This window comes from Telmatocola sphagniphila (genome assembly GCF_018398935.1).
GTDB classification, from domain to species: Bacteria; Planctomycetota; Planctomycetia; order Gemmatales; family Gemmataceae; genus Telmatocola; species Telmatocola sphagniphila.
Window position 1 is genome coordinate 90,828 of record NZ_CP074694.1, and the last position, 22,713, is coordinate 113,540.

The following is a 22,713-nucleotide window of genomic DNA, read 5'->3' on the forward strand; positions in this document are numbered from 1 at the left end:
ATATGCCTAATATTGCGAACCAAACCCACGCTAACCGTATCATTATGCAAAATATAAAAACGGTTCCCCAGCCATGTTCCTGACGATCTCCACAAGCCACTCTCCTGCAACCGATCTCGGCTATCTGCTGCACAAAAAGCCCGGCCGGCTACAATCTTTTTCTTTGAATTTCGGCCAGCTGCACGTGTTTTACACGGAAGCTTCGGAAGAGAAGTGCACAGCCGTGCTGCTTCTGGATATGGACGCGGTGGGCTGGACCCGCTCCCGGCCCGACAAGCGGGGCGAAGCCGGTTTGCTTTACCAATATGTGAACGACCGGCCCTATGTCGCTTCTTCGTTCCTCAGCGTGGCGATTTCCCAGGTATTGGGTTCGGCCCTCAACGGCCGTTGCAAAGACCGCCCCGAACTTGCGGAGACGCCGATACCCTTAACGGTCAGTATTCCCGTACTCCCTTCGAGAGGGGGCGAAGGGTTTCTTCGAAAGTTGTTCGAGCCTCTGGGCTACCAGCTCGAATTGCGTCGACACCCGCTGGATCAAAATTTCACCGAGTGGGGGGAGAGTCGCTACTTCTTTTTGAAACTCTCGAAAACAGTTGTGCTGCACGAACTCTTGTCGCACTTGTATGTGCTGATACCGGTTCTCGATGCGGATAAGCACTACTGGATCGGCGAAGAAGAAGTTGCCAAGCTTTTAAAGCATGGCGAAGGCTGGTTGGAAACTCATCCGGAAAAAGCGGCCATCGTCGATCGATATCTGAAATACCGCGGCAACCTGGTTCAAGCCGCGCATGCCGGGCTGCTAGTGGCTTCCGAAGAACTCCCGGCTGATTCGGACCGCGTGGAAATCGAAGACGAAGTGGAGACCAAGATTCGCCTGCACGATTTGCGGCAAAACCGGGTCTGTGAAGTCCTGGTGGCGGAAGGGTGCCGGTCTGTGGTCGATCTCGGTTGCGGCGAAGGGAAACTCTTGACGCGACTTTGCCAGGAAAAGCAGTTCGAGAAGATTATCGGTGTCGATGTCTCCACTCGCTCGCTGGAAATCGCCGATCAGAAATTGCGGCGGCGCGGCGCCTACGACGAACCGGATCGTTTGAAACTGTTACAGGGCTCGGCCGTCTATCGCGACGATCGGTTGGCGGGCTTCGATGGTCTTAGTCTCGTCGAAGTGGTGGAGCACCTCGATCTCAATCGACTGCCGGCGCTCGAGAAAAATATCTTCGCGATCCTGAAGCCGCGGGTGGTGGTTCTGACCACGCCCAATCGCGAATACAACGTGAAATTCGAAGGTCTGAAGGAAGGAAAGTTGCGGCATCGCGATCATCGCTTTGAATGGACCCGATCCGAATTTCAGAACTGGGCCACGGCGATCGGTCAAAAGTATGGCTACGCCGTGCAGATAGAAATGTTGGGGGAACTCGACGCCGAACTGGGTGGTCCTTCCCAATTAGGAGTTTTCATTCGCTCATGAACATAACATTACCTCCGGTTAGCCTGGTGCTGCTCGTCGGGCCATCGGGAGTGGGCAAATCCACATTCGCCCGTCGGCACTTTAAACCGACGGAAGTGATCTCGTCCGATTATTTTCGGGGACTCATCAGCGACGACGAAAACGAACAGTCGATTAATGCCGAAGCGTTCGAACTGCTGCATTCGGTTGTCGATAAACGGCTGGCATTCGGCCGACTGACGGTCGTCGATGCCACCAATGTGCAATTCCATGCCCGAAAGCCTTTGCTGGATATCGCACAGAAGTATCACACGCCCGCGGTCGCGATTGTTTTCGCATTGCCCGAACAGATTTCGCAGGAGCGCAATCAACAGCGCAGCTATCGCACTATCCCGCGTAATGTGGTCAAGCGGCACCATTCGCAATTGTTGCAGTCGCTACCCCGATTGAAAGCCGATTTCGAAAAGGTGTTCGTTCTGGAATCCGCCGAGCAGATGGATTCGGCAGTAATCCGCCGGGAAGCTTCGTCTTTCATTCGTCCGGACTGGACCGGCCCGTTCGATATCATCGGCGATGTGCACGGCTGCATGGATGAGCTGAACGATTTGCTCAAAGCTCTCGGTTACCAGCTGAATTTCGAAGCGGAGAAGTTTGGGATTTCCCACCCGGAAAATCGCAAACTGCTTTTCGTGGGCGACCTCGTCGATCGCGGGCCGTGCACTCCGGAAGTGCTGCGTCTGGTCATGGATCTCGTCCAGAGTGGTTCGAGCTTGTGCGTTCGGGGCAACCACGACGACAAGCTCTTTCGCAAGCTCAGCGGACGAAATGTGCAGATCAGCCACGGATTGGAAACATCTCTGGAACAACTGGAAAAGTTCCCGGCGGAATTCAGCAATCGCGTCCGCGATTTCCTGGGGTCGTTGCCCTACCACTACGTTCTGGACGGCGGTCGACTGGTCATTGCCCATGCCGGACTGAAGGAGGAATTCATCGGCAAGGTTTCCGATCGAGTCCGCACCTTCGCCTTGTTCGGAGATATCACGGGCGAGAAAGATGCCGATGGCCTGCCGGTCCGGCTGAACTGGGCCGCGGACTATCGGGGTAAGGCCCGGATTATCTACGGCCATACGCCTACCGGTATGCCCCGTTGGGTCAACAACACGATCAATATCGATACCGGCTGCGTGTTCGGCGGCAGCCTGACGGCCGTGCGCTATCCGGAAGGGGAATTGATCAGTATCCCCGCCCGTCGCGAATATGCAATTACCAAACGGAACTTTAAAGAGGTCGTTGAAGAAAAAACACCGCAGAAACCGATCGAGGAGACGGACGATCTTCCTAATCTAGCCGATTTGCTCGGTCGGCGCTGGGTCGATACCCGCCTGATCTCAAGAATTCCGATCCATGAAAATCTGAATGCGGCGGCTCTCGAAGCGATGTCGCGCTTTGCCGTCGATCCTCGCTGGCTGATCTATTTGCCGCCGACGATGTCCCCGGGCGATTCCACGAAACAAGACGGATATCTGGAGCATCCAAAAGAAGCATTCGATTACTTCGCCGCTCAGAATATTTCCCGCGTGATTTGCGAACGCAAACATATGGGATCGCGGGCCGTTGTGGTGATCTGCAAAAACTCAGAAGTTGCTCAACGCCTGTTTGGCGCAAGCGATGAATGCTGTGGGATTTGCTACACCCGCACGGGTCGTCGATTTTTCGATAGACGCGACTGGGAACAGGCGTTTCTCGATCGACTTCGAGCTGCGCTGACTCGTGCGGATTTCTGGCGGCGCTTCGAGAGCGATTGGTTTTGTATCGATGGGGAGATGATGCCCTGGTCGGCCAAGGCTCAGGAGTTATTGAAACTTCAGTACGCTGCCTGCGGCGCTTCAGGCCGTGCGGCTTTGGAGGAACTGCAGTCCCTCTGGGCGAATGTGAATGAAGAGGACCTGGTGACGTTGAAAGAACGTTACCTTCGAAAAACCGAGAATATTCAAGCCTTTACCAAAAGCTACCGCCAGTATTGCTGGCCGACTCAGAGCATCGATGATTTTCGGTTCGCCCCGTTTCATTTACTGGCGGGACGCAAAGGGTTGTTTCTCGATCAGGAGCATTCCTGGCATATGGATGTTCTGGCGGAGCTGTCGGCCGATCCGATATTCCTCGCTACCCCCTATTTGGTTGTGAATCCTAAAGATCCGGCCTCGACCAGCGAAGGCACCGAATGGTGGTTGGGGTTGACGGGTGAAGGTTATGAAGGAATGGTTGTAAAGCCGATGCAGTGGATAAATCCTTCGCAGAAATCTCTCGTGCAACCGGCCTTGAAGGTGCGTGGAAGAGAATATCTCCGACTGATTTACGGAGCCGATTACACGCTTCCGGAGAATCTGACTCGCCTGAAACAACGAGCCATTGCCAAGAAACGTGCTCTCGCAGTCAAGGAATTTGCGCTGGGCATTGAGTCCCTGGAACGATTCGTTCGAGGCGACTCCCTCCGAAAAATTCATGAAGCGGTTTTTGGTGTGCTGGCCCTGGAGAGTGATCCGGTGGATGCCCGACTGTAAACTCTGCTCCGCTTTATCTAAATTTTTAGGAGATTTATTGCAAGATCGAAGCGGTGCGGTTAGTATCATCCCTATCGGCCATTCAGGGATTGGATGGCCATTTCGACGGGTGAAACCCATGTTTCAAATTCTGCGCATTCTCTACGCCACCGATTTTTCCAGCTATTCCAATCAGGCCTATTTCCATGCGGTGGCCATTGCGGAAAGAACCGGTGCGGAACTGGTAATCTGCCATGTCTATCAGCCAAAACAAGGGCGGGATAGCGAATACTGGCGCGAACAACTCGAACAGATCCGGCCCAATAACGCGGCGATTCCCATTCAACACGTGCTTCTCGAAGGCGACCCGGCGGATGAAATCGTTCGCTATGCCACCGAGGCCAATATGAACATGTTGGTGATCGGGACGCATGGTCGATCGGGTGTGGACCGATTAATGATGGGGAGCGTTGCAGAGAGAATTCTGCGCGATTCCCCCTGTTCGGTGCTAGTGGTCAAATTGCCCAAGGGGGTGAGCACCCCCATTCGGACTCAACGTGAAACGGCTACCGCACATTAGTTATTGATTAGCATCCAAACAGCAGGGGCTCGATATTTCCTTCCGGAGTATCGAGCCCCTGCTGTTTTTAATCTTCAATTCGGGCGATTAAGCCCCACCGACGTAAACGCCCCAGCCCGTAGCGCTATCGAACGCATTGAGCGGAGTAAGCGGTGCCAGAGTCGGCAATAATTGGAAGCGCTGAATCGTGGTGCTGTTGCTGCGGCCAACCAGAATCTGACCGATGCCATTGGCACCGCTAGCGGTTCCGATATTGAGATTGCCTGGGGTGGAAGCCGAAGCCGTTCCGGAAGGATAATTATTCGGTACCAGGAAACTGGCGATGAGGTTATTGGTCACCCCGTCGAAGACTTCCACATGCGGGTCATTACCCGAAGCGGCTGCGACTACCAAGTCCGCATGGCCGTCGCCGTTGAGGTCCACTGAGGCGACGTCAACCCCACCGAGGAAACCGGGTGCGAATGCCAGGAAGCTGCGAATCAGCGTGAGATCAGTGCCACGGAACACTTCCACGTGCGGGCTGGAGCCGGAAGCTGCCCCGACGATGATGTCGGAGATGCCCGTATCCTCGACGTCGCCCGCAGCCACGTTGATGCCTCCGAGGAATCCAGTAGAGAAGGCATAAAAGCTTTGCAGCAATGAGCCATCTTTACCGCTGAAGACTTTCACATGCGGCGCGGTGCCAACTCCGCTCCCGGTGATAATATCGGCGTAGCCATCGCCGTTCACGTCGCCTACGGCGATCGAAGCCTGGCCTTCATAGTTCGCGTAAGCGAAGTACGATTGCAGGATGCTACCGTCGATACCGCTGAAGACCACGATATGAGCATCACCGCCGATACCCGCCATGCAGACGATATCGGGGACGCCGTCGCCGTTTACATCTCCAACGGCCACTTCAATTCCACCGCGATATTCCGTGGCGAAAGGCTGCAGGACAAATTTCGGAGTAGTGAGATTCGAAGGATCGTAAACATTTACCAGAGGCAGGCCACCGTAAGCTACCGAGACGGCTATCAAACCCACTCCTTGGATTCCGGAGACATTGATCAGACCCACGCTCGCACCGGTGGACTGAGTCACACGCAATTGCGGTCCGCCCAGTGACGGGGTGGTAATATTCGTGTAAGTCTTGCTCGCAGTCCCCACGATGTTGATCGTGTTAGCCAGCTTGCCGCCCATCCCATCGATCAGGAGGTTCACCTTCTTGGAAGGGACCACATTGATGGTATCTCCGTTGGGTCGGTTCTTGTTTCCGGCCCGATACATAATGGTGCTGAAAGTGCCGGGGTTAAGATTCACGGCGAGCAGTGTGCCCAATGAGGCATTGCTGATGGTGACTAGCGAATCGGAGATCATCACCTGATCGGAGGGGTTGGCCGCGGTCACCTCTCCGAATACCGAACCCGAGGAACTGCCCGTCGCACTGACACCCAGAATGGTCAGAATATCCTTGCTGGCGGAGTTGGTTCCATCGCCATTGAGGCTCAGCGAACCCGTAATGTTGTTGAACTTGATGAAAGGCGTCTGATTGCCGTTGAGCGGTAAGCCGCTGTTTCCGACGTTGAATCGGACGTCCCCCGAAGTGGAGGAAAGCGGTCGATAGATCATACCGCTGGCGAGATTCAACGTTTTGGGGCCGACAGTGCCGTAGACGTTACCCGTGCTATCGATCACACTGAAGTTGTTGACCGAGGCACCCCCGTTGAACGTAAAGTTCGGCAGCGAATCGAACTGGACGTTAGTACCCAATCCTTGCAGCGATTGCCCGAAGGGCGTCAGACCGAGTTTCAGAGCCACATTGTTAGTTGCAGAAGTGATTCCGTTCACGACGAAGGTATCCGCGGAACTCGACGCTCCGCCGCTCAGATTGACGCTCGTCGCGGTGATTCCCGTCCCGGTATTTAGGACGAAGGAGGCCGTTCCGGCGTTGCCGAGGAAGTAGTTATTTCCGGCCAGCCCGGAACCATTCAACTGGAAGCTGGAAGTGGTTCCTCCCGTAACTGTTGTGGTAATTCCCGGTGCGGTCGAGTTGACGATGAACGTATCGTTGGAAGTACTGGTATTGAGCGTGCCGTTGGTCAGTTCGTTTCCGTAAACCTTGACGGCACCGATTCCGGTCGGCTGCAATTTTTCGTTCAGATTGAAAGTATCGGTTCCACCGAATCCATTGATGGTGAGTGTGCCGGCATTGGAGGTATTCAGAGTCTCCGTCGATGTGGTAGTTGCATCCTGCAACTGGAGCATCTGGGAACCTGAAACCAGACTGCCATCGTTTAAAGTGTAGGTTTCGGCACTGGTGCTGCCGATGAAATCGAGTTCGCCGACTGGAGTCGTCGAGAGCAAGGTGGGAACATCGTTGAAGATGACATTACCTGTCGTCTTGTTGCCGGAGGTAGCACCGACGCCGAGCGCTCCCGTCGGGTCCAGAATCACGGTGCCACTATTGGTGCCATTCATCGTCACAGTTTCACGGGCGATGCTGGTACCGGGTGCCCCTACGATGTTGAGAAGATTGGTGGCAGATCCGCCATTGAAGGTGATAAACCCTGCCACGAATCCATTGCTGTTGTCGATGACGAGATTATCGTTATTCGTTGAACCCGTAACGACCACACCCAGAATTGTCCCATTCACATAGCTGGTCGGCGTAATTCCATTTACGTTGGCTACCAAACCATTCCCCGAGCCTCCACTGGCAATCGTGAAAGTATCCGTCGAACCGCTAGGGGCATTACCGACGAGTTCCAGAATGAAGCCGAGCGGGAAGTTGACTTTGTTGACGATGCCCGTGTAATTCACTGGCTGGGTACCCGTAGCATTAATGGCCCCGGTTGTCGGACTCAAATAGGTGAATTCGCCGACCGCTTCGTAGGTCAGAGTGCCACCCGGGGTGCCGCCGTTCACATCGATGGTCATGGTAGTGGACGGGGTCACATCGAAGGTATCTCCTCCGCCGTTGCCATCGGCGATCAAGGTCTGCAAACCGGTGTAGTTGAAGAGTTTACCGTTGACCGAAGTAGTGGTGGAACCGATGGTGAAGTTGTCCGCCGCCGTTCCTCCTTCGATTTGAAGCAGGTTTGTACTGCCGTTGCCGGCTGTGTAATAAATCGGGATTGTTGTCGACGTGAATGTAGTATCGGAAACAATGACATCATTGGAGGAATCGCCACCGTACAGAAGGACTTTGGTGGTATCCACCGCCGCGCCCGCCACCTGGATCACGCCGTTATCGAGAATCTCGACAATGCCGCCTGCCACTTGAACCGTGACGTTATGCGAGGAGTAAGCTGGGATGGAGTAAATGAGTTCGCCACTCAGAATCACCTTCGAAATTTGCGAGAAAGTTAGGTTGGCGTAGCCAATCGCACTGATGGTTCCGCTATCGGAGGAGGTGTAATTGATTGCGCCGGCACCGTGATAGTAGATGGTGCCATCCGGGAAGCCGCCGATGATCGTATAGCTGGTACTGGCGGAGGGGGTCACATCGAAGTAGTCGGTACCACCATTACCTTCGACCGTGAGCGACTGCACGTTGCTATAAGTGAAATTCTTCGAATCCATGACCACGCTGGTGGAATTCACCGTGAAGTTGTCATAGGTAACTTCGCCCACGATTGTGAGGGTGTTGGTTCCCCCGATGCCCCCCAGGAATTGGAAGGGAATGTTGAGAGCATCGAAATCGGGCTCGCAGGTGACATCGTTTTCCGACAAAGCTGCGCCGCGAACGATCACTTCCGCCGTAGAGGTTATGGGGCGGGAGACTTCAACCACCGAGTTGTCCAGGATCTGAATGTTACCGGCATTCAGCTGGACGATAATGTTGTTCACCTGTCCGCTGGGAGCGAAGAACACCAGGTTATTATCGGTGGTGAGGGAGTTTATGCCGGTGAAAGTGAAGATCGGGTAGCCGCTGGCCGTGATCGTACCCGATGTCGGGCTGGTATAGTTGATAGTTCCCAGAGCGTGATAATCGAGCGAAGCCCCCGGCGACCCGCCGTTAACGGTGATAAAAGTTGAGGTGGAAGGTGTGACGTCGAAGACATCGCCCCCCCCGTTGCCGTTGGCGATCAGGTTCGTCACGTTGGAGTAGGTGATATTGGTGTAATTCACTTCGACCAAGGAGGGATTGATGATAATCTGATCGGCGGTGGTCGTGCCTTCAATAGTCAGAGAATTCGTACCCGTCGGGTCGCCGATAAAGTCGAACGGTATCTGAACCGAGTCGTAGGAAGATGTGACGTCCACATTGTTGGTGACACCCGCCGCACCGTGAATAATGACATTGTTCGTCGTGGAAATCGATTTGCCCGATACCAGGACGTTATTGTCGAAAATCTGGATGTATCCGTTGGAAACCTGCACGGAGATGTTGTTAGTTCCGGAGTTGGGGGCGAAATACTCGAGATCGCCGTTCACCCCGGCCAGGTCGTTGGCCAGCAGATTGACATAAGGAGTTCCAAGACCCGTCACCAGATCGTATCCGGGACCGGCGTTGTAACTGCCGTTGCTGCCCGAGGTGACATCGTAATAGTCGTAGGAAGAAGCCCCGTAGATACCTGCCGACGAAATGTCGTAGAGTGCGGGAAGCACCTGAGTCGCCCCGTCGAGAGTGGTCTTCCCGGCGGCGACTCGGAACTGGTCGGTGATTGAAAGGATGGCCGCCCAGCAGGGTGTGGCGAGACTGGTGCCGCCGACCTGCTCCCAGGGGTCCTGCTCGCCATTGGAGAATCTATCGTAAACCGCTACGCCGGATGCGGGATCGGCGTCGAAAGAGACGTCGGGAATTCCGCGATATTGCGAGATGTTAAAGCCGTTCTGGTAAGTCGGTCGCGCGAATGTGCTGGCTAAGCCTCCGCCGCTCCCCGACCAGGCAGTTTGCGACTGCATCGTATTGTCGGAGTTCAAATTCAGCGTCGTACCGCCGACTACGATAACGTTCGGATATTTTTCGCCACCCGGGGAACCCGAGTCGCCGGAGGCTTTAACGAAGGCAATTCCCTGATGGCCGGCCGGCGTGGTGAAAATCTCGTTGTCTGAAGCCGTGCCATCATCGCCATCGGCTCCGAAGCTCATGGATACGACGGAAACGCCCGGTATGGTTTTCGCGTAATTCACGGCCGCGTACAAGTTATTGCCCGAGCTATCGGTCGCTTCTATCAGGATAATGTTGGCCATCGGAGCCAGCGCATGAGCCCACTCGACATCCAGAGCTTCCTCACCGGCCCATCCTAAGTCTGAAGCGGGATAGTTCGTTGAACCATCTTGAGCGATCTTGGTAAAACTGGGTGGATCGGGGAGCCCGAAATACGCATCGAATTCGGCCAGGTCGCTGCCGGCATAATTCGGATCCGTCGAACTCAGAAGTGCAGGATTATCAAAGGCATCGACAATCGCAATCGTCTGACCGGCGCCGTTCCCAATAATGTTGCCGTAGTGGGTGTAATCGATTCCGTAAGCGTGGAGTAATTGAGCTGGGGTGAGCCCCGAAACCAGCACTCGACGATCTTCGAGTTGCATCACACTCAAGGCGGATCGATGAATTTTCCGCTCTCGCAGCCCATCAAAATTCAAAGGAAGGTGCGATTTGATCCACTTGGATAACCGTCGTCGAATCATGGTGTGTCTCACTGTGTGCTCGAAGGAATCCGTCTCGGGTGGGAGTTCGAATATATAAATTCCACCCTTGTCCCCCCGTTTAGGCAGGGGGAGCAGTTCGCTGTCTCGGGAAGACTCTTACGAGTTTTAGATACCCGAATGCGAAAATCCGCTTCTGACCGAAAGATTGATAAAAAATTTTCTAATTCTTTTCGGTTTAGGTCAAGTTAGATCTGCTTAAAGTTATGAAAGTTAGACAATCTCAGTGGCCTGTAAGGATCCTAGCGATTAAAGGGAATTTGATCGAAGTACAAATCCTGATGATCTTTTCATTATCTGAGCTCCAACTGCTTGAGCATTCGCCTTTCAACAGCCAAATTTGTAGTGGAATTCGACTTCATATCTGAAATCGTTTACTTTCCTCAGCAAATTAATCGCGTAGTAGGTCCTAAGGAACCTACGAAATTTCAATTCCTGTTTCCGGGGCAACGAAGTGACGAAAATGACCTGCTGCCTTAGCGATTCCTCGACAGAATCCTCTAGGGCAGCAGGCCATTCGAGTGTTAGCCCTTACGAGAGCTAATCGCAAACCGCTTAATTCTGAACCGGGGGAGCGTCCTTCTTTTCGATGGCTGGACTTTTCTTCTCGGCGGGGGGCTGCTCTTTGTTTTCCCGTCGTCGTCCGCCGCCTTTGCCCTCGGGCTTATCGCGCGGGAGCAGGTCGGGCAGATTGGCCACGCGTACAGCCGTCACGGCCATGACCTGAGCGCCTTCGATGAGATCCGGTTCCATAGCCTTGTCGAAGGTGTCTGACTGCGAGTGGTGGGTGAAACGATACTCGGCCGAATCCTGCTCGCAAGCAAAGCCGGGAACGCCGACGGCTTCGAACGACAGGTGATCGGTGCCGCCCATGCTTCGTAGAGTGTGTTCTTTGAAGCCCGGAAGTGACTTGAGGGATTCCGACATCGGATCCAGAATTTTCAGCACGGAGGTTCGGCCCTGGACGCCGAAGCCGTATACCTTCCCGGTTCCGGTGTCGTGCACCAGTGCGCAGGAGGTTTTCGCCATTTCATCTTTGTGTTTTTCCACATACGCTTTGGAGCCGTACAAACCTTCTTCTTCGCCCGTAAACAGCACGAATCGGATGGTTCGCTTGGGTTTGACGCCCGATTTGATAATCGCACGAGCCGCTTCCAATACGACCGAGGAACCGGTGCCGTTATCGGTAGTGCCGCTGGCCAGATCCCACGAGTCGAGGTGAGCGCCGACGACAACAATTTCCTCCGGCTTCTCGGAACCTTTGATCTCACCGACCGTGTTGTAGACTGGCAGCGGGCCTGGAATGGTCTTATTGGTGATTTCTACTTCCGCTTTAGTCACCGCGTCTTTACGGGAGGCCAGTCGATAGAGCAGGGCATAGTGATCGTGTGTGATAAACAGCGTCGGCAGTGGTTCATTGGCACTGGCTCGGTCGCCCCCCCGCCAGGATCCGGTCATGTTCAGCAGGCCGTGCGGTTTGCCGGAGTCGGTCAGCATGACAGCGGCGCCTTCCGTACGAAGGAATTCGCCCAATTCTCTTCGCAGAGCCATTTGCTCGCCGAAATTACCGGGTCGGGAAGGAATCGGACCGTCCTTTTTGGCGTCATCTTTCTTCGGCGGGTCCAGCTTGGCCGATTCCGTTTTAGGGGTAGCTTCCTTGGAAGGAGGTCCATCCTTTTTGCCGGGAACGCCAGCTTTGGCATAGTTCAGATCGGTAATCGGCCGAACTTCTGTCGGCGGCCGGGTCAGAATGATGGCATTCTTCAGCTTGCCTTTGAATTTGTTCAAGTCGTCCTTGGTCTTGGCATCGATGATAACGACATCGCCGCTGATTTTGCCTTTGGTACCGGGGGTCCAGCCCATCGCGGCCACGGTCAGTTGTCGGCCGGGTGTCGGGTCGATCAGAGTCAAAGTGGCGGTGCCCCGTTCCCAGCCGGCGGGGATTTCCCACGCTTCCAGATGCACGTCGGTCAGACCGTACTCTTTCATCTTGGCGGCGGTCCAATCGTTCGCCTTCTTCAGCGAAGGGGAACCCGTCAGGCGATGGCCAATTTCATCGCTGATGTACTGAAGGTTCTTCATGATATCCGAGTGCTCTCGGATTTCCGAAATGATTTGCTGGTCGATAGCCAGAGCGGCAGGATCCGAGACCGGAGCGGTCTTAGCGGCATCTTGCGCATCGGACTCGGGAATGGTCAGCACTCCCAGTGCGGCGATCAGCGCTGCACCAAATAGTCTTCTCAATGAGTTCATAATGCGTCCCAGAAGTTGGATGAGAGGATGAGGAGATTATGAGGAAGTGATGTAGCGAAATCAACAACTACTTTGGCCCTCCTCATTATCCATTAAGATTTTCAAAATTTGCGGAGTTCGGTTCAAAAAATTCCGGGTAATCTGGTAGTTATCGGTTTCCTCGTACTTCCTGAGGTGGATGCCTTCCGAATCCAGAAGGAAGATTTGTGCCTCCGGATAAGCCAGCAGAATCGGCGAGTGGGTGGCTATCACGAATTGGGAACCGAGCCTAACGTAATTGTGCATAATCGACAGGAAGGTCATCTGTTTTTGGGCGGACAAAGCGGCCTCTGGCTCATCCAGCAGATAAAGTCCCTGGCCGGTAAAGCGGTTGGCGAACAGGGCCATGAACGATTCGCCGTGCGATTGCTCGTGCAACGATTTGCCGCCGAATCGCTGCAGTAACTGTCCTCCGTGATGTTGATCTTGGATCTCCAAATCAGTGGCCACGTTATAGAAAGATTCGGCTCGCAGGAAGTAAGAATCCGGCGCGGCTTTCCCGGCCACTTTACCTACTCTTAAGCTGTCGGTCAGTTTGGAATGAGAATCCCGAGTGGAGAAGCGAAGATTCCGATTTCCGCCCTCCGCATTCATACCAAGGGACACGGCCAAAGCTTCGAGGAGTGTGGACTTTCCCGAACCGTTTTCGCCAATCAAGAAAGTCACTTTGGGGTGAAATTCAAAAGTCCCCAGATGGCGAACGGCCGGCAGATGGAAAGGGTGTTCCTTCCAGTCCGGAACACGTTCACGCACCAGGTACATATTCCTGATGTAAGGTCCCGGTATATTCTCGAACGGATTCCGTTTGCGGGCCATAAAGTTCTCACGGAAGTGTTATCCCGGTGGGCGGTCGAGTCATTTTCGCATTGAGTTTCGTGTCCTTATTTTCGATCTCCCCACCCGTGGCCAGATAAAAACGATCTTTTTCGACTTTGGAATTGATGTTCAGCGAGGGGTTGTCATCCCCGGTAAACTGTGCTTTGGTGAGGGCCTGCCAGGCTCCGTCTTTTGTGAGGATGTAGCCGTTGCCGAAATAGGCTTCCCGGGCTTGCGTGGCCGAGATTTTATTGCGGCGGAAGTCCTCGATGAACGAGTAATAACCCCCCAGAATTTTGCCCTTGGCGAGTGTGCTGAAACTGACCAGGTGCTTCCATTCCTTCTTCTCGTTCAGGTAAAAGTAGGCATCGTAGACCGTGCGAGTTTCAACGAGTTTGGCTTTGACCAGGAAGCGGTACGTTTCGCCGACCTTCCAATCGAAATCGAGGAAAGACTGTCCACCCGTGCCTTCATTCCCGAAACGGCCGATGCGAACGCCTTCCCCTTTTTCCAGTAATTTGACGCGATCTTCTTCTTTCACCTTCGAAGGATCGTTTTGATTTCCTGGATCCCAGATCGAGAAAATTACCACTTTCTTGTTACGGCTTAATTCCTGAATTCCGAAGTAGCCCTGATTGAAGCCGCAGACGCAAAAGTAGGTACCTTCCTGCGAAGTTTTTACGGTGACTTCGTTATAGAACATGGTCGCCTCCGGCGCGCTGTAGCCCAGATGCACACTGCGGCAGGCATTTCCTTTCGAATGTTCGTCCGCGGAAAGATTCGCTTCCAACCCTAACAGCATTCCTAAGAAAAAGAGTATCCGCATATCGCTATTCCCCACCTTCTACTTAAGGGCGTTCAGAATTCCCGCCGCTTTGTGCAATGTCTCTTCGTATTCTTTTTCCGGTTCCGAATCGGCTACTATTCCACCCCCCACCGGGAAGGACCACCATCCTTGGGTCGAGGTAATAGTACGAATCAGAATATTCGTATCCATCGTACCATCGAAACCGACGAAACCGAGAGAACCGCAGTAAAAGCCGCGAGGTATTTTTTCCAGTTCGGTGATGATCTCCATCGCCCGCACTTTGGGGGCTCCCGTCACCGATCCCCCGGGAAAGCAGTTTCTTAGAAGATGCAAGGGGGTTTGATCCGGTCGCAACCGGCCACGCACTTCAGACACCATGTGGTGCACCGTTTCGAACGATTCGATCTCGCACACCTTGGGTACCTGCACACTTCCGTATTGGCAACTCCGGCCGATGTCGTTCCGTAACAGATCGACGATCATTACATTCTCGGCCCGATCCTTCGCACTATTGGCGAGTTCCTGAGCCCGGGCGGCATCTTCCTCTTCCGTACTTCCACGCGGCCGGGTCCCCTTGATGGGTCGCGTCTCGACTTCTCCTTCCGAAACTTTCAGAAATCGTTCTGGGGAAGCGCTCAAGAGGGCTCCTTTTCCCAGATCGAAGTACGCCGAGAAGGGCGCGGGATTCCGCGTGCGCAAGCGTTCGTAAAGTTCCAGATTCGAGCAGGTGGCCGGATGGAACAGGGTTTGAGCAATGTTGACCTGGAAGCAATCTCCCTGATGAACGTAATCGATCGCTTGGCGCACGGCGTGGGTGAAACTGCGAAGATCGAAATTCGAAGATACTTGTCCCCGCAAAGGATAGAGCGCTGGAAGTTTTGGGTGCAGGTCGACTACGGAAGGACGATTTCCAGGGGATCCGATAGGAGTGGTCATCCAGTTGCGAATAGTATTGAGGGAGGGGCCGCCCGGTTGGACCACGATCCAAGCTTTATCTTGAAGGTGATCCCAAGCGATCACCCAGAGATAGATTCCCACGGCAAAATCGGGCAAGGAGTGCCAATTGGGCCCGGCGGATGGCAACTCTTCCACGCAATGGGAAAGTTCGTAACCGAAAACGCCCCCCGCTCCCCCCTGGAAGGGAGGCAAGCCGGGTAAACTCTTCGCTCGGCGATTGGCCAATTGGGCGGCGACCCGAAGGAAAGGATCGCCCAGATTCTGATCGCTCCAGGAATTTTCCAGCCAGACGTGCGGTTCCCCGGCGATATAGGAATACCGGCCGCGCATCGGGTGTCTTTGCGATGAATCGAGAAAGAGTAAGCGAGAGAGGCCCCGCGAAGTGAGGCTCTGAAATACCTGCCAGGGATCGGGCGCGGGCGATAACAATTCGGCAATAGTGGTCGCATTCGACATGCAGCGATTTTATGAAATTCGCAGCGTGTTCGAGTCTCCCCATTCGATTAGTTTTCCGAACGTCCGGGTTACTTCGGAAGTGTTTTCTTAAGGAAACTCTATGACAGCCTTGGCATTAAGGTGGCATCTCCGCTTTGGCAGGAAGAGGATTGCGGCTATTTCGGTAAAAGTGGCTATTTTGCTATTTCGATCAATTTGAGACTCAATTTGACCCCACTACTTTCCCGTTCTAATTTTCAACGCACGGTATTACAGGACTACATCGCATCGGGATCTTGATATCCCATGTCAGGAATGTGAAATGCTATCCCCGCAGAATCGGGTAACGGCGACTGAAACGAACCAATCCGCGATAGTGCGCGCTATTTGCATAATGCTTCTCCTCGTCCCGCCTGCGCTCCTCTGTCTGATCGCGTTTCGCACTACTGAAGGTTCCAAACCCAAATTGATCGGTTCGGCCGTCTTTAGCGTGATGTTCGTGATTGGCTTAATCCGCGATCGCGGCGTCTGGAACGCGGCCACGGGATGGCTGGGGGTGCTTCATTTTGCGATTTGCCTGGGAGCCCTCTGGATCTCCAAAATTCCCAAAGACCTGGACTTCTGGGCGGCGAATGCGGGATTTGTCTCCCTGCCCATCATTCTTCTGTTGCTTCCCGCGGCGCAGGCTTTAACGAGTGTTCGTCGCCGGGCCCGGTTGTTTGTGAACCGTCTAGCCTCACGCTCGCACTGGCCCGAAGACTTGAACGCCTGCTCCCAACTTCCCGAGGTCCGAATCCTGCAGGGGCTTCTGGTTCAGGATGCGGAACCGGCCCTGGGAGCTCTGAGCCATCCTAAACCTCAGGTTCGACTGATCGTTCTCACTGCGCTGCAAGCTCGGGAATCCTGGCTTCCGGGTCAGGCCGAACGAGTATTTCATTGTGCCTTTTATGCTCAGGAGCCGGCCGTGCGGGCCGCCGCCCTTCGAGCGTTGGCCAATGTTCGCGATCCCTATCAGATTCAAAAGATTGCCGATTTCTGTACCGATTCTGCTCCGGAAGTTCGTTACGCGACCTTCGAAGCGCTACTTTACAATGCTGTGAGTCGCTGGCCGGAAACCCGGCGTTGGATTCACACCGCCCTGCATGATCGCCGGTTTATCGAGGATGGTCCGTTGCCTCTGGGGACCCAGATTCTGCCTTCGCAAGCTTTGGATGATATCTCCGTCTGGGCCTGCGAACCAGGGCAGACCAGTCGTCGGGCACTACTGAGTCTGATCGTTTACTACCGAACGATGTTGCAGCGGAATCGCACTGCGGAATTGCTGAGCCGACTTTACTCGCAACTCGTCGATAGCCGCCTGCATTCGACCTTACGCGTCGAAATTGCTTTCGTCCTTCGCGACCAGGCGGCTTTCAGTCCCGAAGTCTTACGCAAAATGATCGAGCATCACCAACCCTCGCAAATTCGTCTCCTGGCCGCCAGCGAACTTTTGAGTAACGGCTTCGACGAATCTGCACTGGAAACTTTGCGGGAAGTGGCTCGGCAGCCGAATCGGGAAATTGCTCTGGGTGTCGCTCAAGTCCTGCAGGCCACCATGCAGATCGACATGGGATTGCCGGCAAACGGGGAAGTTCCCGCGGCCAACACGCGTGCCGCCGCCGAGATTGCCCGCCGAGTGACCCTCTGGACGCAGGGCAAATGGCCCAATGGCAATCCGGAAGAAATCGATTCCAGCTACCACCAGACCCCAGCGGCTCGCAACGGAACCACGGCCACGGTCAAACGTCCCGTGGTGAACGTTCAGATGTCCTCTCTGGATACGCCTTGGCTGGAATAGTCACTCGCTGAGCCGGAACATCTTTCGAACCATTTCCGTCATAGCCGAGTTGGTCCCTTCGCGGGAAGCTTCCTTCAACGCATCAATCGGCCCATGAAGCAATTGATTCTGGAACAGTCGGAATGCCCCTTCAATATAGGCCTTGTCGGCATCGCTCAGTTGCCCGTTCAATTTGGTGAACAAATGCGCTAACACGGCCTGCCGCTTGCTCTCGAAGTCGCTGGTCAATTTGGCGATCAAAGGGCCATTCTTCCGCCTCGACCAGTCTTCCAGAAATTTCTTTCTTTCGAGTTCGACGATCTGCTCCGCTGGCTGAATGTGCTTCTGGCGCTGTTGCAGGGTTTGTTCGCGAATGCGTTTGAGGTCATCGATGTTGAAGAGGAAAGTTCCCTCGCCGTCGTGGATAGCCGGATCAAAATCGCGAGGTACGGCAATATCCAGAATGACCAGCGATCGTCCGCCGCGTCGATGTTTGATGGTGTCGAAGCGCTTTTTCGTCACAATCATTTCCGGCGCACCCGTGGTGCTCAACACAATATCCGCTTTACTCAGGGCCTCGTCCAGTTGCTCCCAGGGGACCGCGGCTCCGCCACAGTTTTTGGCCACTTCCGCCGCTTTTTCCGGGCTGCGATTGGTCACCAGGATCTGACGGGGCTCCAGTTCCCGCAAGTGCTTGAGGGTCAACTGTCCCATTTTACCCGCACCGATCACCAGAATCGTCTTGTCATCGAAACGATCGAAGACCTGCCGGACGTAATCGACGGCGACCGAGGATACCGAAACGTGCCCCTGCGAGATGCCGGTTTCGGTACGAGCCCGCTTGGCCGCCCGCACGGCAGTGGGAAAGAGAATATTCAAAAACGGACCTGTACTACCGGCCTTGGAGGCAATTTCGTAGGCGGCCCGGACCTGAGCGGCGATTTGCCCCTCGCCCACCACCAGACTATCCAGACTTGCGGTCACCCGGAAGAGGTGCAGGACGGCCTCGCTGTTCTCCAGTGCATAGAGATGCTTGCGAATTTCCTCGGCCGGGAGTTTGTGGTATTCACTGAGTAACTGGATGATTTTTGCCGCGTCGGCTGCCTCCGGTTCCACGGGCTGAGCGACATAAACTTCCACGCGGTTGCACGTGCTGAGAATCACCGTCTCTGAACCCAGTTGCGCCGACAGATCGGCCAGCGTATCCGGCAGGGATTCTTCGCGAAACGCCAGTTTTTCTCGTAGCTCCACCGGGGCGTTCCGGTAGCTGCAGCCGACCACCCGAAAATTCATTGGACACCCCCGGAGGCAACGAAGGGGTGACTGGCGAAGAGTGTCACAATGACCAGCACGAATACTGCAATGGTCAACCACGCCAATTTCCGGGCGGGTAAGGAAGCTCGATAGCGGGCGATCATCAGGAGAGTGGCCACGACCCAAAGTCCAAAACTGCCTAAAATTTTGAAGGCCGTCCACGGAGTTTCGGGCGCCTCGGCTTTTTCGGCGCGGATAATACCGAGCAAAAGGCCGATGGTCAGCAGAGGGAACGCAATATTGATCGAACGGCGATTGATCCGTTCGAGCGTTTCCAGGCTCAGCAGCTTCATCCCGGTCAGCGGATTACGCTTTTCCCGGAGGCGGCGTGCCTGAATCAGATACATCGAACTGGTAACGAAACCGAACATGATGCACACCGAGGCGGCCAACAGTAGCCCGCCGTGGAACATTCCCCAAAAATGATGGCCCGAAAACCAGGTTCCCCCTTTGTTTTCATCGCGGAAAACAAACCAGGCCACCCAGACTAATATCAGCACCATCGGTAGGAAGAAAACCGCCCAGGCCCGGCTTCCCTTATGGAGTGAACCGTAGAGATAAAAAATTGCAAACACCCAACCGAGTAAAAGCAGCGAGCCGTAAGGCATGGCCGGAGTGGGCTGCTTGAATGCCAGGAATAGAGTATGGGCCAGTAGCCCCGCGAATGCGAAGACCAGCGTGGCGATTCGCAGCCCTTTTTTAGGCCAAATCAACTGGGCCAGTTCGAGGAGGAAAACGGCGAGATAGCTGAAGTTAAAGCAAAGATGGTCTATGCCATCCATCGGAAATTATCCTGTACTGCGGGAGGGCGTATAAGCATTTTAGGAACTGGACCGTTGGAATAACAACGATTTGATGGGGAAGCTGGAAAGCGGCTGGCACGGAATACTCCCAGCCCGGAAGAGTATCTTCCTTTCAGACTGGAGAGTCGATAAATCGGAGACAGGAATTCTCCGGGTTTTTGGTTTTTCAGAAATTGATAATAGCCTTACTTTTCATCACTCTTCGAAACTTTCACGGCGACTCGCCACCAACGCATGGGAGAATTGGCTCCCTGCTTGGTGATCATCTCGTTGCCTTCGATGTAGAGCTTGGTCAACTGATCAAACGATACGATGGTAGTGAACTCCCCACCCATCTCCGAAGTAATAGGCTTGCCGCCACCGAATACATTTGAGGGAGTGTGGGAGATAATCTTCGGTTTGTAGCTCACCACGACTTTTCCATTGGGCGATTGACCGAGTTGTAGGGAGCAAATGAATCCTTTCTCCCGGATTTCCTTGGTGATTTCATCAATCTCTTCATCAAATTTGTATTTCACTTCCGATTCTGCTCGGACTAATTGTTCTGCGTTGAGAATCAGCGTCGATTGAATTTTGCTGCCGATTTTTTCGCAGACGCACTCGTCAACCTTCACCTGCAACTTATAGCTGGGCTCTTCGCTACGAACAAAGTTCGCCACGGCCAGAACCGTGATGACTGTCAGAATCCAATTACGCATGGGCCTACCCCGTATCGTTTCAAAACTTCCTTCTGAGATAAAAGGATTACTTCCGGTGAGATTTATTTCGATTCAGCTTTAGATACCTTCACAGCGACTTTCCAGTATCTGCTCGTGCCATCCGTATTGCGTACTTTTAATTCATCACCGTCGTTGAACAGCTTCGTAATTTGATCGAGAGGAACTTCCAACTTGTGGCTAGCGGCCTGCACATCGTAGGCAGTAACGATTTTCGAGCCTACCAATTCACTTGGCAAGTCCGCTTTAAAAGGTGTGCAAAGCGAAGGACTGAAGGTTACTTCAATTTTGCCATCCTGCAGTTTTCCGAGTCGAATGGAGGAAGTGAAACCCACGGTAGTAACCGCATGCGTAATGTCATCCACCTCTTCTTCGAAGTTAGCTTTCACATCCTGATTAGCCTTAACAATCTGTTCGGTATTCATCAGGAGTTTAGGTTTAGCTTTCGCGGTAGAATTATCCTGAGAATATTCATAAACCTTCACCTGCAATTTGTAGCTCGGCTCTTCGCAGCGGGCGAGGTTCGCCACAGCCAGAACCGTGATAACGGTCAGCATCCAATTACGCATGGGCCTTCTCCTTTGGGTCTCAAACATCTTTGCGGGAAAACACAATCATCCCCAGCAGAGTCGAAACGGCCGTGACGATTGCCGAGGTGATGAACAACTCCTGAAAAATCTGAATGCTGCCGATCCCTTTCAAGGTGGATTCCAGTTGCTTCAGCGACTTGATCGGCGACAAATAGGCTTCGGGCAGCTCTTTGAGTAAGATCCCGAGAGCCATCAGCGATATCCATAAAACCGTAATGCCAAAAACGGTGGATTGCGTCAAAGCGCCTATCGTTACTCCGATCGAAACGATTCCGAGCATCACCGCACAGATGGCCAGAATCGCCTTAAATCCCCCCTCGATACTCAGATCATCTTTGAAGAGAAGGTAACTGCAGAAGAAAACGATACTGCATAGGATGGTCATGGTGCCCAGTACCACAAAGCAACGGGAATGGAGTTTCGCCAGGAAGTACTGATACCGACTGATCCCGCGCGAGAGAACCGAATCGGCCAGAGTGCCGCGCTCGGAAGAAATACTGCTGACGGTCAGAATCACGATCAGCGACAGGCTACCCATAATCAGCCAGCGAAATAGATCGGTCGTCTGAATGGAAGCCTTTTGTTCCGCGCCCATTTCATTGTGCAGGCCAAACCGATAGAGCAGGTATCCTCCCATCGCCAGAACGCTGACAATGACCCAAAGCAGGTAGACCCAGCTTCGCAAAGTCTGACGTAAGTCGGTCTGCAACACGGCCCAATAAGGGAGCCAACGGCGATAAATCAGGATGGGTTCGGAAGCTTCCATGATCGTTTCAATTCAGCAAACGTCCTGTTTGCCCTTGAGGAAATAGACCATAATCGCCAATAGCGGTGGGTAGAAATTACGCCGCTTCGGCCTGGGGCGAGTAGAGCCGGGTGAAGCCGCGCGATTCCTCTTTTTCCACCAGGTCGAGATAAGCCTGTTCGGTCTGCTGGCCGACGCTTCGAATGCTCACCAGCACAATTTTGTTTTCGTTCAGAATGTTGAATACGGAAGCGAGCAACTGGCTGTTGAGAATATCCTCGGAGAGTTTCAGATCGAGCCGGCGTTGCCGCAGTGTCACTTGCTGGATGTCCTTGATCGCTTTTAATTGGCCGACCGCTTTGGAAATCGATTTCTGGTCGCCTTCCAGATCCAGCTCATAATGATTCTTGCGGATGCGTCCCTTCAATTCCGTCAGTGTTCCCTGAAAAATCAACTTGCCCTGAGCCAGCACGGCGGCATGATTGCAGACCTCATCCACATCGCTGAGATTATGACTGCACAAAATCAGTGTCTTTTCCGAAGCGAGCTTTTTGATCAATTCCAGCATGCTACGGCGAGCTTCAATATCGAGGCCGTGGGTCGGTTCGTCCCAGATGAGCAGATCGGGCTCATTTAACAGACTCGCGGCCACTGCCAGCCGGGCGGTCATGCCAATGGAAAACTGGGAAATCGAGTTGCCCGATTCGCCGAGCAGATCGACCGCGCGAATTAGATTCGCCAATCGAGGTTTCCTAGTATCTCGCGAAAGACCGTAGAGCCGGGCCACGTAATCGAGATACGTAATCGGCGTCATTCCCTTGGGAAATTGCGGATTCGTAGGGATATAACCGATGCGACGGCGCAGCATGGCCGAATTCGGCGTCATCGGTGTCCCGAAGACGCGAACTCCCCCAGCAGTCGGACGGTGCAACCCCAAAACCAGTCGCAAAAATGTCGTTTTCCCCGCCCCGTTAGGGCCGAGCAGACCGAGCACGGAACCGGGCTCGATCGTCAATGAAACGTCATTCAGTGCAATCTGGCGATTCTGGTAAATCTTGGTGAGGTGCGTAGTCTCGACGACAAGTTCGCTGTCGACTTCTGCCACACGTCTCTCCTCTGCGCGAAACCCTTCCGCGCTTCAGGCACGTATAAACCAGATAGGCTTCCTCGTCTAGTCGAACTTTCAAGCGGGGCTGGTACCCTATCTTGCAAAGTGT

At 53.9% G+C, this 22,713-nt stretch carries 15 protein-coding genes; 4 read left to right on the forward strand and 11 right to left on the reverse strand.

All coding sequences use genetic code 11. The features are described from left to right. Positions 1 to 73: 73 nt before the first annotated feature. From KIH39_RS00455 to KIH39_RS00465, 3 genes are all read left to right on the forward strand, one after another. Positions 74 to 1,468: a 3' terminal RNA ribose 2'-O-methyltransferase Hen1 gene (locus KIH39_RS00455; RefSeq protein WP_213497315.1), complete on the forward strand. Its 1,395-nt coding sequence runs from the start codon at positions 74 to 76 to the stop codon at positions 1,466 to 1,468. Beyond that, the gene (locus KIH39_RS00460; RefSeq protein ID WP_213497316.1) at positions 1,465 to 4,008 is read left to right on the forward strand and encodes a polynucleotide kinase-phosphatase; all 2,544 of its coding nucleotides are present in this window, start codon (positions 1,465 to 1,467) and stop codon (positions 4,006 to 4,008) included. The genes KIH39_RS00455 and KIH39_RS00460 overlap by 4 nt, the downstream gene beginning before the upstream one ends. 118 nt (positions 4,009 to 4,126) lie before the next feature. Next, on the forward strand, positions 4,127 to 4,567 hold the full coding sequence (locus KIH39_RS00465) for a universal stress protein (protein ID WP_213497317.1): 441 nt from the start codon (positions 4,127 to 4,129) through the stop codon (positions 4,565 to 4,567). Positions 4,568 to 4,654: 87 nt separating this feature from the next. Here the strand turns inward: KIH39_RS00465 and KIH39_RS00470 are convergent, their stop codons facing one another. The 5 genes from KIH39_RS00470 to pabB all read right to left on the reverse strand — a co-directional run bounded on the left by KIH39_RS00470 (position 4,655) and on the right by pabB (position 15,533). Continuing rightward, complete coding sequence (locus KIH39_RS00470; RefSeq protein WP_213497318.1) at positions 4,655 to 10,186, reverse strand: FG-GAP-like repeat-containing protein; 5,532 nt, start codon at positions 10,184 to 10,186, stop codon at positions 4,655 to 4,657. A 573-nt stretch (positions 10,187 to 10,759) separates the two neighbouring features. After that, positions 10,760 to 12,457: a M20/M25/M40 family metallo-hydrolase gene (locus KIH39_RS00475; protein WP_213497319.1), complete on the reverse strand. Its 1,698-nt coding sequence runs from the start codon at positions 12,455 to 12,457 to the stop codon at positions 10,760 to 10,762. Positions 12,458 to 12,517: 60 nt separating this feature from the next. Next, positions 12,518 to 13,258, reverse strand: a complete 741-nt coding sequence (locus tag KIH39_RS00480; protein WP_246539736.1) for an AAA family ATPase — start codon at positions 13,256 to 13,258, stop codon at positions 12,518 to 12,520. 61 nt (positions 13,259 to 13,319) lie between these two features. Continuing rightward, on the reverse strand, positions 13,320 to 14,138 hold the full coding sequence (locus tag KIH39_RS00485) for a DUF3472 domain-containing protein (protein ID WP_213497321.1): 819 nt from the start codon (positions 14,136 to 14,138) through the stop codon (positions 13,320 to 13,322). Between the two features lie 18 nt (positions 14,139 to 14,156). Further along, on the reverse strand, positions 14,157 to 15,533 hold the full coding sequence (gene pabB / locus KIH39_RS00490) for an aminodeoxychorismate synthase component I (RefSeq protein WP_213497322.1): 1,377 nt from the start codon (positions 15,531 to 15,533) through the stop codon (positions 14,157 to 14,159). Positions 15,534 to 15,906: 373 nt separating this feature from the next. Between pabB and KIH39_RS00495 the strand changes: the two genes are divergently transcribed. Next, positions 15,907 to 17,349 carry a HEAT repeat domain-containing protein gene (locus tag KIH39_RS00495; RefSeq protein WP_213497323.1) on the forward strand — a complete coding sequence of 481 codons (1,443 nt, stop codon included), beginning with the start codon at positions 15,907 to 15,909 and terminating at the stop codon, positions 17,347 to 17,349. Here KIH39_RS00495 and hemA read toward each other — a convergent pair whose 3' ends face one another. The 6 genes from hemA to KIH39_RS00525 form a co-directional block, all read right to left on the reverse strand. After that, positions 17,350 to 18,621 (reverse strand): glutamyl-tRNA reductase, encoded by a 1,272-nt coding sequence (gene hemA, locus KIH39_RS00500; RefSeq protein WP_213497324.1) that lies wholly within the window; start codon positions 18,619 to 18,621, stop codon positions 17,350 to 17,352. Next, a complete protein-coding gene (gene ccsA, locus KIH39_RS00505) occupies positions 18,618 to 19,424 on the reverse strand; it encodes a cytochrome c biogenesis protein CcsA (RefSeq protein WP_213497325.1) in 807 nt (268 codons plus the stop codon). The genes hemA and ccsA overlap by 4 nt, the downstream gene beginning before the upstream one ends. 206 nt (positions 19,425 to 19,630) lie before the next feature. Further along, complete coding sequence (locus KIH39_RS00510) at positions 19,631 to 20,143, reverse strand: hypothetical protein (RefSeq protein ID WP_213497326.1); 513 nt, start codon at positions 20,141 to 20,143, stop codon at positions 19,631 to 19,633. Between the two features lie 62 nt (positions 20,144 to 20,205). Further along, a complete protein-coding gene (locus tag KIH39_RS00515) occupies positions 20,206 to 20,730 on the reverse strand; it encodes a hypothetical protein (RefSeq protein ID WP_213497327.1) in 525 nt (174 codons plus the stop codon). Positions 20,731 to 20,749: 19 nt separating this feature from the next. Then, positions 20,750 to 21,517: an ABC transporter permease gene (locus KIH39_RS00520; RefSeq protein WP_213497328.1), complete on the reverse strand. Its 768-nt coding sequence runs from the start codon at positions 21,515 to 21,517 to the stop codon at positions 20,750 to 20,752. Positions 21,518 to 21,593: 76 nt separating this feature from the next. Further along, entirely contained in the window at positions 21,594 to 22,601 is a 1,008-nt protein-coding gene (locus KIH39_RS00525; RefSeq protein ID WP_213497329.1) for an ABC transporter ATP-binding protein, read from the reverse strand. Positions 22,602 to 22,713 lie beyond the last annotated feature (112 nt).

Excerpts from the sequence above, each read along its gene's own strand:
- hemA (WP_213497324.1), bottom strand. The coding sequence starts at position 18,621 with ATGAATTTTCGGGTGGTCGGCTGCAGCTACCGGAACGCCCCGGTGGAG.
- KIH39_RS00460 (WP_213497316.1), top strand. The coding sequence starts at position 1,465 with ATGAACATAACATTACCTCCGGTTAGCCTGGTGCTGCTCGTCGGGCCA.
- KIH39_RS00510 (WP_213497326.1), bottom strand. The coding sequence starts at position 20,143 with ATGCGTAATTGGATTCTGACAGTCATCACGGTTCTGGCCGTGGCGAAC.
- KIH39_RS00475 (WP_213497319.1), bottom strand. The coding sequence starts at position 12,457 with ATGAACTCATTGAGAAGACTATTTGGTGCAGCGCTGATCGCCGCACTG.
- ccsA (WP_213497325.1), bottom strand. The coding sequence starts at position 19,424 with ATGGATGGCATAGACCATCTTTGCTTTAACTTCAGCTATCTCGCCGTT.
- KIH39_RS00465 (WP_213497317.1), top strand. The coding sequence starts at position 4,127 with ATGTTTCAAATTCTGCGCATTCTCTACGCCACCGATTTTTCCAGCTAT.
- KIH39_RS00485 (WP_213497321.1), bottom strand. The coding sequence starts at position 14,138 with ATGCGGATACTCTTTTTCTTAGGAATGCTGTTAGGGTTGGAAGCGAAT.
- KIH39_RS00515 (WP_213497327.1), bottom strand. The coding sequence starts at position 20,730 with ATGCGTAATTGGATGCTGACCGTTATCACGGTTCTGGCTGTGGCGAAC.
- KIH39_RS00470 (WP_213497318.1), bottom strand. The coding sequence starts at position 10,186 with ATGATTCGACGACGGTTATCCAAGTGGATCAAATCGCACCTTCCTTTG.
- pabB (WP_213497322.1), bottom strand. The coding sequence starts at position 15,533 with ATGTCGAATGCGACCACTATTGCCGAATTGTTATCGCCCGCGCCCGAT.
- KIH39_RS00495 (WP_213497323.1), top strand. The coding sequence starts at position 15,907 with ATGCTTCTCCTCGTCCCGCCTGCGCTCCTCTGTCTGATCGCGTTTCGC.
- KIH39_RS00520 (WP_213497328.1), bottom strand. The coding sequence starts at position 21,517 with ATGGAAGCTTCCGAACCCATCCTGATTTATCGCCGTTGGCTCCCTTAT.
- KIH39_RS00455 (WP_213497315.1), top strand. The coding sequence starts at position 74 with ATGTTCCTGACGATCTCCACAAGCCACTCTCCTGCAACCGATCTCGGC.
- KIH39_RS00480 (WP_246539736.1), bottom strand. The coding sequence starts at position 13,258 with ATGTACCTGGTGCGTGAACGTGTTCCGGACTGGAAGGAACACCCTTTC.